General features: G+C 59.0%; 9 protein-coding genes and 6 pseudogenes. 10 read left to right on the forward strand and 5 right to left on the reverse strand.

Features of this window, described 5'->3' with window-relative positions; genetic code table 11:
- The first annotated feature begins 37 nt into the window (after positions 1 to 37).
- Together AB4N76_RS16785 and AB4N76_RS16790 are read left to right on the forward strand one after the other, a co-directional pair.
- A complete protein-coding gene (locus AB4N76_RS16785) occupies positions 38 to 2,524 on the forward strand; it encodes a circularly permuted type 2 ATP-grasp protein (RefSeq protein ID WP_077432376.1) in 2,487 nt (828 codons plus the stop codon).
- Positions 2,524 to 3,415, forward strand: a pseudogene (locus AB4N76_RS16790) (transglutaminase family protein). Before AB4N76_RS16785 ends, AB4N76_RS16790 begins: the two are co-directional and overlap by 1 nt.
- A gap of 238 nt (positions 3,416 to 3,653) precedes the next feature.
- Here the strand turns inward: AB4N76_RS16790 and AB4N76_RS16795 are convergent.
- Positions 3,654 to 3,842, reverse strand: a complete 189-nt coding sequence (locus AB4N76_RS16795; protein WP_046028429.1) for a hypothetical protein — start codon at positions 3,840 to 3,842, stop codon at positions 3,654 to 3,656.
- A 68-nt stretch (positions 3,843 to 3,910) separates the two neighbouring features.
- Entirely contained in the window at positions 3,911 to 4,498 is a 588-nt protein-coding gene (locus AB4N76_RS16800; protein ID WP_109785448.1) for an LOG family protein, read from the reverse strand.
- Between the two features lie 343 nt (positions 4,499 to 4,841).
- Between AB4N76_RS16800 and azu the strand changes: the two genes are divergently transcribed.
- Complete coding sequence (gene azu, locus AB4N76_RS16805) at positions 4,842 to 5,288, forward strand: azurin (protein WP_046028431.1); 447 nt, start codon at positions 4,842 to 4,844, stop codon at positions 5,286 to 5,288.
- 178 nt (positions 5,289 to 5,466) lie between these two features.
- Here the strand turns inward: azu and nadE are convergent, their stop codons facing one another.
- The 3 genes and pseudogenes from nadE to AB4N76_RS16820 all read right to left on the reverse strand — a co-directional run bounded on the left by nadE (position 5,467) and on the right by AB4N76_RS16820 (position 8,500).
- Positions 5,467 to 6,294: an ammonia-dependent NAD(+) synthetase gene (nadE, locus tag AB4N76_RS16810; RefSeq protein ID WP_046028432.1), complete on the reverse strand. Its 828-nt coding sequence runs from the start codon at positions 6,292 to 6,294 to the stop codon at positions 5,467 to 5,469.
- 4 nt (positions 6,295 to 6,298) lie between these two features.
- Complete coding sequence (gene pncB / locus AB4N76_RS16815) at positions 6,299 to 7,525, reverse strand: nicotinate phosphoribosyltransferase (protein WP_046028433.1); 1,227 nt, start codon at positions 7,523 to 7,525, stop codon at positions 6,299 to 6,301.
- Positions 7,526 to 7,594: 69 nt separating this feature from the next.
- Positions 7,595 to 8,500: pseudogene (locus AB4N76_RS16820) on the reverse strand (LysR substrate-binding domain-containing protein).
- A gap of 175 nt (positions 8,501 to 8,675) precedes the next feature.
- Between AB4N76_RS16820 and amaB the strand changes: the two are divergent.
- From amaB to AB4N76_RS16855, 7 genes and pseudogenes are all read left to right on the forward strand, one after another.
- The gene (gene amaB, locus AB4N76_RS16825; RefSeq protein ID WP_460163269.1) at positions 8,676 to 10,166 is read left to right on the forward strand and encodes an L-piperidine-6-carboxylate dehydrogenase; all 1,491 of its coding nucleotides are present in this window, start codon (positions 8,676 to 8,678) and stop codon (positions 10,164 to 10,166) included.
- 156 nt (positions 10,167 to 10,322) lie between these two features.
- A pseudogene (gene amaA / locus AB4N76_RS16830) lies at positions 10,323 to 11,607 on the forward strand (L-pipecolate oxidase).
- Between the two features lie 363 nt (positions 11,608 to 11,970).
- Positions 11,971 to 13,103 (forward strand): annotated as a pseudogene (locus tag AB4N76_RS16835) (branched-chain amino acid ABC transporter substrate-binding protein).
- Between the two features lie 239 nt (positions 13,104 to 13,342).
- Positions 13,343 to 14,257 (forward strand): annotated as a pseudogene (locus tag AB4N76_RS16840) (ABC transporter permease subunit).
- A gap of 3 nt (positions 14,258 to 14,260) precedes the next feature.
- Complete coding sequence (livM, locus tag AB4N76_RS16845; RefSeq protein WP_046028439.1) at positions 14,261 to 15,544, forward strand: high-affinity branched-chain amino acid ABC transporter permease LivM; 1,284 nt, start codon at positions 14,261 to 14,263, stop codon at positions 15,542 to 15,544.
- Positions 15,541 to 16,413 (forward strand): annotated as a pseudogene (locus AB4N76_RS16850) (ATP-binding cassette domain-containing protein). Before livM ends, AB4N76_RS16850 begins: the two are co-directional and overlap by 4 nt.
- Positions 16,410 to 17,126, forward strand: coding sequence for an ABC transporter ATP-binding protein (locus tag AB4N76_RS16855; RefSeq protein ID WP_046028441.1), 717 nt, complete (start codon positions 16,410 to 16,412; stop codon positions 17,124 to 17,126). Before AB4N76_RS16850 ends, AB4N76_RS16855 begins: the two are co-directional and overlap by 4 nt.
- The last annotated feature ends 23 nt before the right edge of the window (positions 17,127 to 17,149 follow it).

Raw genomic sequence — 17,149 nt, forward strand, 5'->3', positions numbered from 1 at the left:
CTAGTCTGACCGTTCCTTGCTGTCTGCCGAGCTTTCCATGCCTGACCTGCTTGATCGCTACCCGCTGACAACGGGCACTTACCACGAACTGCTCGACGACAGCGGCGCCGTGCGCCCGCACTGGCGTCGGCTGCTCGACCAATTGCAACGCAGCACGCCTTCGCAATTGGTGCAGCGTCAGGCCTTGTTGACCCGCCAGATCCAGGAAAACGGCGTGACCTACAACGTCTACGCCGACCCCAAAGGCGCAGACCGGCCGTGGGAACTGGATCTGCTGCCACATGTGATCGCAGCGGATGAGTGGCGGCAGTTATCGGCGGGTATCGCCCAGCGGGCGCGTTTGCTCAATGCGGTGCTGGCGGACCTCTATGGCCCGCAGCGTTTGATTGCCGAAGGACTGCTGCCAGCGGAACTGGTGTTCGGACATAACAATTTCCTCTGGCCCTGTCAGGGCATTACGCCCCCGGATGGGGCTTTTTTGCATCTTTACGCAGTGGATCTGGCGCGCACACCCGATGGTCGCTGGTGGGTCACGGCGGACCGCACTCAAGCCCCGTCCGGCGCCGGTTATGCCCTGGAAAACCGCACCATCGTGTCCCGGGCCTTTCCCGAGTTGTACCGCGATTTGAAAGTGCAGCATCTGGCCGGGTTCTTCCGCACGCTTCAGGAAACGCTCGCCAGGCAGGCACCGAGTGATAACGACGCGCCGCTGATCGTGTTGCTCACGCCAGGGCGGTTCAACGAAAGTTATTTCGAACACCTTTATCTGGCGCGTCAGCTCGGTTATCCGTTGGTGGAGGGCGGCGACCTGACGGTGCGTGATGCCACGGTTTATCTGAAAACCCTGAGCGGCTTGCGCCGGGTTCACGCGATCATGCGCCGGCTCGACGATGACTTCTGCGACCCGCTGGAATTGCGCACTGATTCCGCACTGGGTGTACCGGGATTGCTCGAAGCCGTGCGGCAGGGACGGGTTTTGGTGGCCAACGCACTCGGCAGCGGTGTGCTGGAGTCGCCGGGACTGTTGGGCTTTCTACCGAAGATCAATCAATTCCTGTTCGGCGAAGAACTGATCCTGCCGTCCATCGCCACCTGGTGGTGCGGCGAGGCGCCGGTACTGGCCCAGGCGCTGGAAAAACTGTCGGAGTTGATGATCAAACCGGCCTTCCCGTCGCAAAGCTTCGCACCTGTATTTGGCGGCGATTTGAGTGAAAAACAGCGCGAAGCCCTGGCCGAACGCATGCAGGCACGTCCTTATGCCTATGTCGCGCAAGAAATGGCGCAGTTGTCCCAGGCGCCTGTCTGGCAAGCCGAGGACGGTCAATTGCAACCGCGAGCCATCGGCATGCGTGTTTACGCAGTGGCCAGCCGTGACGGCTACCGGGTTTTACCCGGCGGTCTGACCCGGGTTGCTGCCGAAGCGGATGCTGAAGTGGTGTCAATGCAGCGCGGTGGTGCGAGCAAGGACACGTGGGTATTGGGTGATCGTCCTCCCAGCGGCGAGCAATGGAAAACCCAACGCACCATTGGCGTCCATGATCTGGTGCGGCGAGACCCGTATCTGCCGTCGCGCGTGGTGGAAAACCTGTTCTGGTTTGGCCGCTATTGCGAACGTTGCGATGACAGTGCGCGACTGCTGCGGATCATGCTCGCACGCTACGTGGACGGCGATGATCCGCAAGCCTTGCAGGCGGCCGTTGACCTCGGTGAGCGGCTGAACCTGTTGCCCGATGAGGGCGAACTGCCGGAACGCCTGTTGGCGGCGTTGCTCGGTGAAGACTGGCCCTTCAGCCTGCGCTCCAATCTGCAACGCTTGCAGTGGGCCGCCTCGCAAGTGCGCGGCAAACTCTCGCGGGAAAACTGGCAGGCGCTGGTGGAGTTGCAGCGTGAGGCCATGGAGCTGGAAACCCGTGAGCCCGATTTCGGTGAGCTGCTGGATTTCCTCAATCGCCTGGTGATGTCGCTGGCAGCGCTTTCAGGTTTCGCGCTGGACGACATGACCCGGGACGAAGGCTGGCGTTTCCTGATGATCGGTCGGCGGATCGAGCGGTTGCAGTTTCTCAGTGGCAGCCTGGCGGCGTTTCTGCGCGGTGCCGGGGCTTTCGATCAGGCGGGCCTGGAATGGTTGTTGGAGTTGGGCAACAGCAGCATCACCTACCGTTCGCGGTACCTGGCGGTGGCGCAACTGCTGCCGGTGCTCGATCTGTTGCTGCTCGATGAGCAAAACCCTCACGCCGTGCTGTTCCAGTTGAAGCTGGTGACTCGAACCTTGAAACGTTTGAATGACGACTTTGGTGCCCCTCGTGAAGAAGGGTTGCCGCTGTTGGTGGAGCGACTGGCGCGGTTTGATCTGGGGTGTCTGGAGAATTCGTTGTTTGGCGAAACCAGTGTTCGTGCCGCGCTCGATGGTCTGGCCGATTTGCTGCAAGAAATCGCCGATGCCAGTGGGCAAGTGTCGGATCGCCTGGCGTTGCGCCATTTCGCCCATGTAGATGATGTCAGCCAGCGCACGGTGTCCGTCTGATGAGTGCCCATTACCAGATTTTCCACGACACCCATTATCACTACGACAGCCCGGTGTCGCTGGCCCAGCAGCTCGCGCATCTATGGCCGAGACCCTGTGCCTGGCAGCGCTGCACCGCCCAACAATTGCAGATCAGTCCTGACCCGACCGCGCGCCGGGATGAGCTGGATGTGTTTGGCAATCCGCTGACCCGGTTGGCGTTTGAGCGCCCGCATGATGAGTTGCTGGTCAATGCCAGTCTCACGGTCGAAGTCCTGGCCCGGCCAACGCTGGATTTCACTCAGTCACCCGCATGGGAAGTTACCCGCGACGCGCTGACTTACAGCAGTCAGCCAATGTCGTCTGACCTGCTTGAAGCGTGCCGTTATCGATTCGAATCACCCTACGTGCATTTGAAGCGCAATTTCGTCGAGTTTTCCGGAGAGCTGCTTTCCGGTTGGCCGACCACTGTTGCTGGGTGTACAGGCGCTGATGGAGAAAATATTCAGCGAATTCACTTTCGACGCCGAAGCGACCCAAGTGGCGACGCCGTTGGTGGAAGTGCTGGAGCGCCGGCGTGGCGTCTGTCAGGATTTCGCCCACCTGATGCTGGCGTGCGTGCGCTCCCGTGGGTTGGCCGCTCGCTACATCAGCGGTTATCTGCTGACACAACCGCCACCGGGCCAGCCTCGGCTGATCGGCGCCGATGCGTCGCATGCCTGGATCTCGGTGTTTTGCCCGGTACTGGGTTGGGTCGATTTTGACCCGACCAACAACATACAACCGGCGCTCGAACACATCACCTTGGCATGGGGCCGGGATTTCTCTGATGTTTCGCCGTTGCGTGGGGTGATTCTGGGCGGCGGCAATCATGACCCGGAAGTCCGCGTCACCGTGATGCCATTGGAGTAACAAAGATCCATAGATGTAGGAGCGGGGCTTGCTCGCGAAGACGGAGTGTCAGTCGTTACTTATGTAGCTGATACACCGCCTTCGCGAGCAAGTCGGATCGCCGCATCGCCGCTCCCACAGGGAATATGCAGTGTTTTTTGAGGGCATTTCAGAGGGGGACTGTGAGGGTCAGCAAAGTAACTGCTGACCCTGGACACAGATCCGGTGGGCCCGATCAGATCATCCGGCCCTGAGGGTCTCAGGCGTCGGGCGCCTGATCTTTCGGTGCTTCAGTTTCGTCTGTAGCCACGTCGCCTTCGGCATCGGGGTTCAGTGCTGCGGCGTCTTCTTCAGCTGTAGCTTTCTTGCGCTGAAGCTTTTCCTCTTTCTTCTGCTCCTTGGCCAAGTCTCTCTGACGTTTGGCGAAGGAATAATTAGGTTTAGCCATGGGCGATCCTCTGGGGTCGAAGTTGAGGTTGAGCGGCGCATATTCTGCCCTGTATCGGTGCCAAGCCGTTAGCTGGGTTTTTGATCGGTCCATTTTGGCGGGACCGACGGTTGCCAGGCGTCCAGTGCGTCGAGCAGGGTTTGCGGCGATTCGCTCGTTTGCAGCATGTCACGGTGTGGTGCGCGAACGAAGCCTTCGCCGACGATATGATCAAGAAAACCGGTCAATTTGCTGTAGAAACCGTTCACTTCGAGCAACCCCAACGGCTTGCCGTGGTAGCCGAGCTGGCCCCAGGTCCAGACTTCGAACAGTTCCTCCAGCGTGCCGAGACCGCCGGGCAGGGCGATAAACGCGTCGCTGAGTTCGGCCATCCGCGCCTTTCGCGCGTGCATGCCGTCGACCACTTCCAGGCGCGTCAGGCCGCTGTGGCCGATTTCCTTATCCTTGAGGCTTTGCGGGATGATCCCGATCACTTCGCCGCCGGCCGCCAATGCCGCATCGGCGACAATCCCCATCAGGCCGACGGCACCGCCGCCATACACCAGGGTCAGCTTGCGCTCAGCCAATGCTCGCCCCAGGGCGGCAGCCGCTTCACGATAAGCCGGGTTGGTGCCGGTGCTGGCGCCGCAAAATACACAAACAGACTTCAAAGACATGTTTCTCTCCATGGTCAGGATGGCCACAGAGTAAAGGCACACACCTACCGTTCCAAGGTCTAAACTTCGCGTTTGGGAGTTTCGTAGGTACCGCTGGCGCCACAGGCATACGCGGCGAGCAAACTGCACAACAGGCTATTGAAGGACATGACCGGTGCTCCAGATGAGTGATGACGGCCTGATGATAGGGCCGTACCAGACACTTGGCTGGTAGATTGTGTCGATAGGTGTCATAGCCTGAAAGTTGTATACAATTTATGATTCAGGTCATAGGAACTTGCGAAGATTTCAGGCAGTCTTCTGTCCATTCGCACTTTTGTTAACCCTGCCTTGGAGATTCACCATGTTTGCCAAACTTGTTGCGGTATCCCTGCTGACACTGGCCAGCAGCCAATTGATGGCTGCAGAGTGCAAAGTCACCATCGATTCCACCGATCAAATGTCCTTCAATACCAAGGCTGTTGAAATCGACAAGAGCTGCAAAACGTTCACTGTCGAACTGACTCACTCCGGCAGCCTGCCGAAGAACGTCATGGGCCATAACTGGGTGCTGAGCAAAGAGGCTGACATGCAGCCGATTGCCACCGACGGCTTGTCGGCCGGCATCGACAAGAACTACCTGAAGGAAGGTGACGCACGTGTTATCGCTCACACCAAAGTCATCGGCGCCAAGGAAACCGATTCGGTGACTTTTGACGTATCGAAGCTGGATGCAGCCGAAAAATACGGCTTCTTCTGCTCGTTCCCGGGCCACATCTCGATGATGAAAGGCACTGTGACCCTGAAGTAATCAGACACACCGCGTCATCGTTCTTCCGGGCAGCCCGCTCCCACAGTATTTTGTGTCGATCACAAAACCTGTGGGAGCGGGCTTGCCCGCGAAGGGGCCATAAGCATCGACGCATGTCCAGGCCAAGAAAGCCCGCTGAGGTTCAACACCTCAGCGGGCTTTTTCATTCATTCACCCATCAAGGCGCAAACGGCATCACGCGCTTGTGGTGAGTCTTTTTGTACGTGTCACAAATGATCTTGAACGCTTCCTCACGCACCGGCTCTCCGTGCAGGAATGCGTCGATTTCGGCGTAGGTCACGCCGTGCGACGCTTCGTCCGGTTTGCCCGGCGAGAGGTCTTCCAGATCGGCTGTCGGGATTTTTTCCACCAGCGATTCCGGTGCGCCGAAACTGCGGGCGATATTGCGGACTTGATTTTTAACCAGGCCGCTGAGTGGCGCCAGGTCGCAGGCGCCATCGCCGAACTTGGTGAAAAAACCCATCACGGCTTCTGCTGCGTGGTCGGTGCCGATCACCAGGCCGTGGGCTGCGCCCGCGATGGTGTACTGAGCGACCATGCGCATCCGCGCCTTGGTGTTGCCGAGCACGAAATCCACCGAGACCGCGTGCTTGCCTTCGAAGGCGGCGACTTCGTTGGCCAGCGATTTGACTGCGGGGCCGATGTTCACGGTGTGGCGCTCGTCCGGGGCAATGAAATCCACTGAGGCCTGAGCGTCATGTTCATCGAACTGAGTCTCGTACGGCAGGCGCACGGCGATGAATTTGTAGCTCTTGTCGCCGGTGCGCTCACGCAATTCACGCATGGCTCGTTGGGCCAACAGGCCGGCGGTCAGGGAATCGACGCCACCGCTGATGCCCAGCACCAGGGTCTTGAGACCGGAATTGACCAGGCAATCCTGAATGAAACTGACCCGCCGGGCGACTTCTGCCTCAAGGGCGGCCTCGTCGGCAAATGGCGGTTGAACCTTGAGCTGCTCAGCAATCTCACGCTGTACGGCTTGCATGAATTCACTCCTTGCTTGATGTGCTGGATAGGGCGGCAGGTACTTTGAACACGTGTCGCAAATAGGCGACAAAATTCGGGTCTTTGCAGTGAGTCTTGCCAGGCTCATCGGAAATTTTCGCGACGGGCTGGCCGTTGCAGGCTGCCATTTTAAGCACGATGCTCATGGGTTCGACACCTGGAATATCACACGTCAGGTTAGTGCCGATCCCAAAGCTGACATGGATCCGACCACGCAGCGCGCGGAATATCTCCAGCGCCTTGGGCAGTGTCAGGCTGTCGGAGAATGTCAGCGTCTTGCTCATCGGGTCGATGCCGAGCTTGTGATAATGGGCGATGGCTTTTTCGGCCCATAGCACCGGATCACCCGAGTCGTGGCGCAGGCCATCGAAGAGCTTGGCGAAAAACAGGTCGAAGTCGCCGAGGAAGGCATCCATGGTGATGCAATCGGTCAGGGCGATACCGAGCAGGCCGCGGTACTCGCGTACCCAGCAATCGAGCGCGGCAATCTGGCTGTCGATCAGTCGTGGGCCGAGTTGTTGATGGGCCATGATCCACTCGTGGGCCATAGTGCCCAGCGGTTTCATGTCCAGCTCCCTGGACAGGTGCACGTTGCTGGTACCGACGAAGCGTCCGGGGAAATCGTGCTTGAGCACGTTCACCACTTCCTCCTGCACGCGGTATGAAAAGCGGCGGCGCGTGCCGAAATCGGCGACCTGCAACTCGGACAATTCGTCGCTGCTGGCGTTGGCGGTCAGCCAGTCGAACTTGCGATAGAGTTGTTCGCGCGCCTGTTCCAGGACGATTTCCCGGTAGCGATAGCGGTTGCGCACTTCGCTGACAATCGCCAGCAGCGGCACTTCGAACAGGATCACGTGCAACCACGGCCCGCGCAGACGGATGAACAGTTCGTCGTTTTCAATGCCGGTGTGGATGTAACGCAGGTTGAAGCGAAACAATCCGAGAAACCGCAGGAAATCCGGTTTCAGGAAGCTGATTCGCTCCAGAAAACTCAATTGATCAGGGCTCAGGCTCAACTCGGCCAGGCGCTCGATCTGAAAACGGATCTCCGCCAGGTACGGGCGCAAATCTTCACTGTTGCGGCAACGAAACTCCCATTCGACTTCGACGTTCGGGTAGTTGTGCAGCACGGCCTGCATCATCGTCAGTTTGTAGAAGTCGGTGTCGAGCAGGTTCTGCACGATGCGATCGCCAAACACGCTCTCGCTCATAACGGGTTCTCCGCATTGAATAGGGGTAGTGGCGCATATCGGTGGTGGGTATTGCCAGCAATTTCTGTGTCAGTCGGGGGAGGTGGGGTTGTCGATTTGCTCCAGCATCCATTTCACAAAATCGCGCACCTTGGGCACTTCTGCCGAATGCTCGGGATACGCCAGGTAATAGGCATCCGTGCTGGGCATTGCATGCTGCCAGGAATGACCAGTTTGCCGTCGGCCAATTCCTCTTCCACCAGAAACCGTGGCAACAGTGCCACGCCGCAGCCGACTTGCGCTGCACGGATGCACATATAAAAGGTTTCAAAACGCGGGCCGTGGTAGCTGTGCTCGGTGTGGTAGCCCTGACTGTCGAACCAGTCGTGCCACGCCTGGGGGCGGGAGGCGTTTTGCAGCAGGACCAGGTCGGTGAGTTGCGTCGGATCGGTGAACGGCGTGTCCGGCAGGCTGCCCGGTGCGCAGACCGGCACCAGTTCCTCGCCAAACAGCTTCAGGCATTCAGTGCCGGGCCGTGAACCCTGGCCGAAGTAAAACGCCAGGTCGCTGCGACCTTGCAGCAAATCGTCGGCTTCCTGCTCGCTGCACAGGTCCAGATGGATCGACGGATGGCGCAGGCGCCAGCCTTTCAGGCGTGGGACCAGCCAGCGCGCACCGAAGGTCGGTGGGGTCGAGACGCGCAAGACTTCGGTTTCACCGCCGTAGGAGCGCAGGTAATGGATCGACATTTCGACCTGGGTGAGGATTTTTCGTACTTCCACCAGGTACAAATCACCCGCCGGGGTCATTTGCAGGCGTCGGCGCACACGACGGAACAACAAGTGCTGCAACAATTCTTCGAGTTGCGCGACCTGTTTACTGACGGCGCTCTGGGTCAGGTTCAGCTCTTCGGCGGCGCGTGAAGCTCAAATGCCGGGTCACGGCCTCGAAACACTGCAGTGCTGTGATCGACGGCAGGTAGCGTTTATTCAGCATGGGTAGTCCTTTTTCTTGTTTCTTACTGACCAGCAATTCGCAGCATGAATAAACGGAATGATATCTCTCTTAAAGGTCGTTTGTTGGGTAGCCTTCGGGAAGCTAAAACTACAGGTCTGATCAGCCGTGATTATTCCGGCTGCACCCTTTGTGTTTTTCGCTTGAGGAGTGACCCATGGTTGCCGCATTGCTTGATCGTCTTGGTGTGAACCCGGCCCTGTACCAGAACGGCAAAGTGCCGGTGCATTCGCCGATTGATGGCAGCCGGATTGCCGCCGTGAACTGGGAAGGCGCCGCTGAAGTCGAGCAGCACATCAGTCGTGCCGATCATGCGTTCGAATTGTGGCGCAAGGTCCCGGCGCCGCGCCGTGGCGAACTGGTGCGCCAACTGGGCGACATTCTGCGTGAATATAAGGCTGACCTCGGTGAGTTGGTCTCCTGGGAAGCTGGCAAGATTACTCAGGAAGGCCTGGGTGAAGTTCAGGAAATGATCGACATCTGCGATTTCGCGGTCGGTCTGTCCCGTCAGTTGTACGGTTTGACTATTGCGTCCGAGCGTCCTGGCCACCACATGCGCGAAACCTGGCACCCGCTGGGCGTCGTCGGCGTGATCAGTGCGTTCAACTTCCCGGTCGCGGTCTGGGCCTGGAACACCACGCTGGCGCTGGTCTGCGGCAACCCGGTGATCTGGAAACCTTCGGAAAAAACCCCGCTGACCGCGCTGGCCTGCCAGGCGCTGTTCGATCGCGTACTGAAAAATTTCAGCGACGCGCCACCCCACTTGAGCCAAGTGATCATTGGCGGTCGTGATGCCGGCGAAGCGCTGGTTGATGACCCGCGTGTCGCGCTGATCAGCGCCACCGGCAGCACCCGCATGGGGCGCGAAGTGGCGCCGAAAATTGCCGCGCGTTTTGCTCGCAGCATTCTGGAACTGGGCGGCAACAACGCGATGATCCTCGGCCCAAGCGCCGACCTGGACATGGCCGTTCGCGCCATCCTGTTCAGCGCCGTCGGTACCGCCGGTCAGCGTTGCACCACCCTGCGTCGTTTGATCGCGCACGAATCGGTGAAGGAAGAGATCGTCACTCGCCTCAAGGCGGCGTACTCCGAAGTGCGCATCGGCCATCCACTGGAAGGCAATCTGATCGGCCCGTTGATCGATAAACACAGCTTCGACAGCATGCAGGACGCGCTGGAGCAGGCCTTGAGCGAAGGCGGCCGTGTGTTTGGCGGCAAGCGCCAACTGGAAGACAAATTCCCGAATGCCTACTACGTTGCACCGGCCATTGTTGAAATGCCGGAGCAAAGTGACGTCGTGTGCCATGAAACCTTTGCACCGATTCTGTACGTGATCGGTTACAACGATTTCAACGAAGCCTTGCGCTTGAACAATGCCGTGCCACAGGGCCTGTCGTCCTGCATCTTCACCACCGACGTGCGTGAAGCCGAGCAATTCATGTCGGCGGTGGGCAGCGATTGCGGGATTGCCAACGTCAACATCGGCCCGAGCGGCGCAGAAATCGGTGGCGCGTTTGGTGGCGAAAAAGAAACTGGCGGTGGTCGTGAGTCGGGCTCCGACGCATGGCGCGGCTACATGCGCCGTCAGACCAACACTGTGAACTACTCGCTGGAGTTGCCGTTGGCACAGGGCATCACTTTCGACTAAATACCGAGTCGAGCAAGATCCCCTGTGGGAGCGGGCTTGCTCGCGATAGCAAGCTGTCAGTCACTTAGATGTTGCAGGTGCTGACGCTATCGCGGGCAAGCCCGCTCCCACACTGATTTGTGTGGGTTGGTTGGGTTTCATTTTCGGAGTCTGGCAATGCCGTTACGCGAAGAGTGTCTGTGGGAAAAACTGACGCCGCAAAGGCCCGACAACGCGGCGCTCAAGGGTGAAGTAACAGTCGATGTCTGCGTCATCGGTGCCGGTTTCACCGGTCTGTCGGCGGCGGTGCATCTGCTGGAACAAGGTAAATCGGTTTGTGTGCTGGAAGCGCATCGCGCCGGCCACGGTGGCTCGGGGCGCAATGTCGGCCTGGTCAACGCTGGCATGTGGATTCCACCGGACGACATCGAAGCCGGGTTCGGCGAAGCGGTGGGCAGTCAGCTCAATCGCATGCTTGGCGCGGCACCTGCCCTGGTGTTCAGCCTTGTGGACAAATACAACATCGATTGCCAGTTACGCCGCGAAGGCACGCTGCACATGGCGCACAACGCCCGTGGCGAAGCGGATTTGCGCAGTCGTGAAGAACAATGGAAACGTCGCGGGGCGCCCGTCGAACTATTGACGGGCCAAGCCTGCGAGCAGGCGACGGGCACTAAAAAAATCGCTGCCGCACTGCTTGATCGCCGTGCTGGCACCCTCAACCCGATGGCCTACACCACCGGACTGGCCAAGGCGGCCATTGGCCTCGGTGGCCAATTGTTCGACCATTCTCCGGTCACCCGACTCAGAACGTCAGGGCCAGCGTTGGTCGGTGCAAACCGCCCAGGGTTCGGTCATGGCCGAGAAAGTCGTGATCGCCTCCAACGCCTACACCGAAGGCGACTGGACTGAACTGCGGCGCAATTTCTTTCCCGGTTACTACTATCAAGTGGCCTCGGTCCCGCTGACCGAAGACGCCGCGCAACAGATTCTGCCCGGCGGCCAGGGCTCCTGGGACACCCGCCAGGTACTCAGCAGCATTCGTCGTGACAAAGACGGGCGCCTGTTGCTCGGCAGCCTCGGCAATGGCAACCAGAAACCCGCCTGGTTCCTGAAAGCCTGGGCCGATCGTGTTCAGCAACACTATTTTCCCTACCTTAAACCGGTGGAGTGGGAATGCACCTGGACCGGTTGCATCGCCTTCACGCCGGATCATTTGATGCGCCTGTTCGAGCCGGCGCCCGGTTTAGTGGCAGTCACCGGTTACAACGGTCGGGGCGTGACGACAGGTACGGTCGTCGGCAAAGCCTTTGCCGATTACTTGTGTAACGGAAATCCTCACGCTTTGCCGATTCCCTTCGCGCCCATGCAGCCATTGGCCGGGGTCGGATTGCGCAGTTGTCTATACGAGGCGGGGTTCTCGCTGTATCACGCAGGCCAGTGCTTGCGGATCGTTATCTGATTGTTGAAATTTGTTGCTGAAAGCGGCGCTTTTCGGCTTTGCGTCTCAGCCTGTAATGGTGCGGGTTGTAGCAGTCCCGCACCAGCAGTGTGCACTTCGGTGACGCACGTTGTTACAGGCTGGTTGCACGTCGTTTGACGCCGCGGTTGCAATGATGGCGCATGCGGGTTGCGCCTTTAAAAATAAATGGTTTCACCTTCCGCGGTTTAGACGGTTGCACGCCCAATGAAAATGGGAACAAAACAGTCGTAAAAACAATAATGCAGCGACTTTTTTCAGAATAAAAAACCGATGGCACGGCCCTTGCTCTGAGCATTCAGTGAAGTCGCAGTGCCAACTAAAAAAACCTTGGAGCACCACCTCATGTCCCAGACGTTTTACAAGAAAGGCTTTCTGGCCCTCGCAGTGGCAGCTGCGTTGGGTGTTTCTGCGTTTGCTCAGCTGATGTGAAAATCGGTGTGGCGGGCCCGATGACAGGCGCCAACGCGGCATTTGGCTTGCAGTACATGAAGGGTGCACAGGCTGCAGCCGACGCGGTCAACGCGGCGGGCGGCGTTAACGGGGAAAAAATCGTACTTATCAAGGGCGATGACGCCTGCGAACCGAAACAGGCTGTGACGGTCGCCAAGGACCTGACCAACCAGAAGGTCGCTGGCGTGGTCGGTCACTTCTGCTCCTCGTCGACGATCCCGGCCTCCGAGATCTACGACGAAGCGGGCATCATCGTAATGACTCCAGGTTCCACCAACCCGGCCGTTACCGAGCGCGGCCTGAGCGCCATGTTCCGTATGTGCGGGCGTGACGACCAGCAAGGCATCGTGGCCGGCGACTACATCGTCGACGTGCTCAAGGGCAAGAAAGTTGCCGTGCTGCACGACAAGGACACCTACGGCCAAGGCCTGGCTGACGCCACCAAGGCTCAACTGGTCAAGCGCGGCGTAACGCCAGTGCTGTATGAAGGCCTGACACGTGGCGAGAAAGACTTCAGCGCCGTGGTCACCAAGATCCGTGCGGCCGGTGCCGACGTGGTCTACTTCGGCGGCTTGCACCCAGAAGCCGGTCCCTTGGTTAAACAACTGCGTACCGAAGGCCTGAAAGACGTGAAATTCATGTCCGATGACGGCATCGTGACCGACGAACTGGTGACCACCGCTGGCGGCCCACAATACGTCGATGGCGTGCTGATGACCTTCGGCGCCGACCCACGCCTGCTGCCAGACAGCAAGACCGTGGTAGACGCATTCCGCAAGGCCGGCACCGAGCCTGAAGGCTACACCCTCTACGCTTACGCAACGGTCCAGGCCCTGGCCGCTGGCTTCAATGGCGCCAAGTCCAACAAGGGCGAAGAAGCCGCTGCTTGGCTGAAAAAGAACCCGGTCAAAACCGTGATGGGCGAGAAGACCTGGGACGCCAAAGGCGACCTGAAAGTCTCCGACTACGTGGTTTACCAGTGGGACAAGGACGGCAAATACCATCAGCTGGAAAAACAGAAGTAAGGGCTGACCCAATCGGCTGACCCCACAGTTTCCCTGTAGGCGCGAGCCCGCTCGCGATGACGGACTGACAGGCAACACATTTGTTGAATGTTGAACCGCAATCGCGATCAGGCTCGCTCCTGCAGGGAGCGGTGGTGTCGGCTGATCGTGGCTGACATTGCTCCGACGTAAATCTGTATTTTCCTTAGAAGAGCCGCACACCCACAGGTGTACAGGTTCTCATTGCGTGAGATTGCGTTATGGATGGTATTTTCCTGCAGCAACTGGTCAACGGCCTGACCCTCGGGTCGGTCTATGGCCTGATCGCCATCGGCTACACAATGGTCTATGGCATCATCGGCATGATCAACTTCGCCCACGGCGAGGTTTACATGATTTCCGCTTACCTCGCGGCAATCAGTCTGGCTCTGCTGGCTTACTTCGGTATCGAATCCTTCCCTCTGCTGATGCTCGGCACACTGATCTTCACCATCGTCGTTACAGCGGTGTATGGCTGGGTCATCGAGCGAGTCGCTTACAAACCGCTGCGTAACTCCACCCGACTGGCACCGCTGATCAGCGCCATCGGTATTTCCCTGATTCTGCAAAACTATGCACAGATCGCTCAGGGCGCCCGCCAACAAGGCGTTCCGACACTGCTGACCGGTGCATGGCGAGTTGATGTCGGGACTGGTTTCGTCCAGCTCACCTACACCAAGATCTTCATTCTGGTCGCCGCGTTTGTCGGGATGGGCCTGCTGACCTACATCATCAAGTACACCAAGCTCGGCCAGTATGTGCCGCGCGACCCAGCAAGACCGCAAGATGGCCTCAATCCTGGGGATCAACACCGACCGCGTCATTTCCTACGTGTTCATCATCGGTGCAGCGATGGCGGCCCTGGCCGGCGTGCTGATCACCATGAACTACGGCACGTTCGACTTCTACGCAGGTTTCGTCATCGGCATCAAAGCGTTCACCGCAGCGGTACTGGGCGGGATCGGCTCGCTGCCGGGTGCGATGCTTGGCGGGATCATTCTGGGGATCTCCGAGTCGCTGTTTTCCGGTCTGGTCAACTCCGACTACAAAGACGTTTTCAGCTTCTCGCTGCTTGTTCTCGTTCTGGTCTTCGGCCTCAAGGCCTGCTCGGCCGTCCTCTTGTGTCGAAGGTGTAAGCGATGTCTTCAACCACTAAAAAAACCATTGATATCAAAAGAAGCCTGGTTGACGCGATTCTTGCCGGCCTTGTAGCGCTCATCGTGTTTGGTCCGATTGTTGGCATTGTCCTCGACGGCTATGGCTTCAACCTGCAACCAACACGCGTGGCGTGGATTGTCGCCATCGTCATGGCTGGTCGCTTTGCTTTGAGCCTGTTCCTGCAAACACCCAAGGGTTTGAGAATTCTCGAAGGGTTTGAAACCACGGGCTCCGGGGTTCATGTACTGCCACCCGATTACAAATCACGGTTGCGCTGGATCATCCCGCTGATGGTCGTCATTGCCGTGGTGTTTCCGTTTTTCTCCAACTCCTACCTGCTGGGCGTGGTCATCCTCGGGTTGATCTACGTGTTGCTCGGTCTGGGGCTGAACATCGTGGTCGGCTTGGCCGGCCTGCTCGACCTGGGTTACGTGGCGTTCTACGCCATCGGTGCCTACGGTTTGGCGCTCGGTTACCAGTACCTCGGCCTGGGCTTCTGGACGGTGCTGCCACTGGCGGCAATTACGGCAGGCCTTGCCGGTTGCATCCTGGGCTTCCCGGTGTTGCGTCTGCACGGTGACTACCTGGCAATCGTGACGTTGGGCTTCGGTGAAATCATCCGCTTGATCCTCAACAACTGGCTGTCGCTGACCGGTGGCCCGAACGGCATGCCGGCGCCGCTGCCGACGTTCTTCGGTCTGGAGTTCGGCAAACGGGCGAAAGACGGCGGGGTACCATTCCACGAGTTCTTCGGCATCGCCTACAACCCTGACGTGAAGTACTACTTCATCTACGCGGTGTTGTTCATGGTCGTGCTGGCCGTGTTGTACATCAAGCACCGCTTGACCCGTATGCCGGTCGGCCGCGCCTGGGAAGCCCTGCGTGAAGACGAAATCGCCTGCCGCTCCATGGGCCTGAACCACGTGCTGGTGAAGCTCTCGGCCTTCACCATCGGCGCATCGACGGCCGGTCTGGCCGGTGTGTTCTTCGCCACCTACCAGGGTTTCGTCAACCCGACTTCATTCACCTTCTTCGAATCGGCCCTGATCCTCGCCATTGTGGTACTGGGCGGTATGGGTTCGACCATCGGCGTGGTGATTGCAGCCTTCGTGCTGACCGTCGCCCCGGAACTGCTGCGTGGTTTCGCGGAGTATCGCGTGCTGCTGTTCGGCATCCTGATGGTGTTGATGATGATCTGGCGACCGCGCGGCCTGATCCGGATCAGCCGTACCGGTGTGACCCCGCGTAAAGGAGTAGCGCCATGAGCGAAGTCGTACCTCGGTCGAGAAGCTGATGATGCACTTTGGCGGCATCAAGGCGCTGAACGATGTCAGCCTGAAGGTGCACCGCAACTCGATCTTCGCCCTGATCGGCCCCAACGGCGCCGGCAAAACCACCGTGTTCAACTGCCTGACCGGTTTCTACAGAGGCCTCCGGCGGCAAGATCGAACTCAACGTGCGTGGGCAACAGACCAACGTCATCAAATTGCTCGGCGAATCATTCAAACCGACGGATTTCGTCTCACCTAGATCGTTTGCCAGTCGGCTGTTCTACAAGGCGTTCGGCGGCACCCACTTGGTGAACCGTGCCGGTCTGGCGCGGACCTTCCAGAACATTCGCCTGTTCAAGGAAATGTCGGTGCTGGAAAACCTGCTGGTGGCCCAGCACATGTGGGTCAACCGCAGCATGCTGGCCGGCATCCTCAATACCAAGGGCTACCGCAAGGCTGAAAGCGATGCGCTGGACCACGCCTTCTACTGGCTGGAAGTGGTGGATCTGGTGGATTGCGCCAACCGTCTGGCCGGTGAACTGTCGTACGGTCAGCAACGTCGCCTGGAAATTGCCCGGGCCATGTGCACCCGTCCGCAAATTATCTGCCTCGACGAACCGGCCGCCGGCCTCAACCCTCAGGAAACCGAAGCGCTGAGCGCGATGATCCGGCTGCTGCGTGACGAGCACGATCTGACCGTGGTGCTGATTGAACACGACATGGGCATGGTGATGAGTATTTCCGACCACATCGTGGTGCTGGACCACGGTGTCGTGATCGCCGAGGGCGGTCCCGACGCGATCCGTAATGATCCGAAAGTGATTGCGGCCTATCTGGGCGCCGACGAAGAGGAAGTGGCATGACGCAACCCATCCTCGAACTCAAGGAACTGGACGTGTTTTACGGGCCGATCCAGGCCCTGAAAAAAGTCTCGCTGCATATCAATGAAGGTGAAACGGTCAGCCTGATTGGCTCCAACGGTGCCGGCAAGTCGACGCTGCTGATGTCGATCTTCGGCCAGCCGCGGGCGGCTGACGGGCAGATCGTCTACCAGGGCGTGGACATTACCCACAAGTCGTCCCACTACATTGCGTCGAACGGCATCGCTCAATCGCCGGAAGGCCGGCGAGTATTCCCCGACATGACCGTCGAGGAAAACCTGCTGATGGGCACCATCCCGATCGGTGACAAGTACGCCAAGGAAGACATGCAGCGCATGTTCGAGTTGTTTCCGCGACTCGAAGAGCGGCGCACTCAGCGGGCGATGACCATGTCTGGCGGCGAGCAGCAAATGCTCGCCATCGCGCGCGCATTGATGAGTCGGCCGAAACTGCTGTTGCTCGACGAGCCAAGCCTGGGGTTGGCGCCGATTGTGGTGAAACAGATCTTCGCCACCCTTCGGGAACTGGCCAAAACCGGCATGACGATCTTCCTGGTCGAGCAGAACGCCAACCATGCGCTTCGGTTGTCAGACCGGGCGTACGTGATGGTCAACGGTGAGATTCGCATGACCGGCACCGGCAAGGAGCTGCTGGTTAACGAGGATGTGCGTAACGCCTACCTCGGCGGTCACTGAGTCTGCGTGGTTATGCAGCAAGC

Source organism: Pseudomonas sp. S2_F03 (assembly GCF_054668335.1).

Bases quoted from the DNA above. Each gene is read 5' to 3' on its own strand.
- AB4N76_RS16785 (WP_077432376.1), top strand. From the start codon at position 38: ATGCCTGACCTGCTTGATCGCTACCCGCTGACAACGGGCACTTACCAC.
- AB4N76_RS16795 (WP_046028429.1), bottom strand. From the start codon at position 3,842: ATGGCTAAACCTAATTATTCCTTCGCCAAACGTCAGAGAGACTTGGCC.
- AB4N76_RS16800 (WP_109785448.1), bottom strand. From the start codon at position 4,498: ATGTCTTTGAAGTCTGTTTGTGTATTTTGCGGCGCCAGCACCGGCACC.
- azu (WP_046028431.1), top strand. From the start codon at position 4,842: ATGTTTGCCAAACTTGTTGCGGTATCCCTGCTGACACTGGCCAGCAGC.
- nadE (WP_046028432.1), bottom strand. From the start codon at position 6,294: ATGCAAGCCGTACAGCGTGAGATTGCTGAGCAGCTCAAGGTTCAACCG.
- pncB (WP_046028433.1), bottom strand. From the start codon at position 7,525: ATGAGCGAGAGCGTGTTTGGCGATCGCATCGTGCAGAACCTGCTCGAC.
- amaB (WP_460163269.1), top strand. From the start codon at position 8,676: ATGGTTGCCGCATTGCTTGATCGTCTTGGTGTGAACCCGGCCCTGTAC.
- livM (WP_046028439.1), top strand. From the start codon at position 14,261: ATGTCTTCAACCACTAAAAAAACCATTGATATCAAAAGAAGCCTGGTT.
- AB4N76_RS16855 (WP_046028441.1), top strand. From the start codon at position 16,410: ATGACGCAACCCATCCTCGAACTCAAGGAACTGGACGTGTTTTACGGG.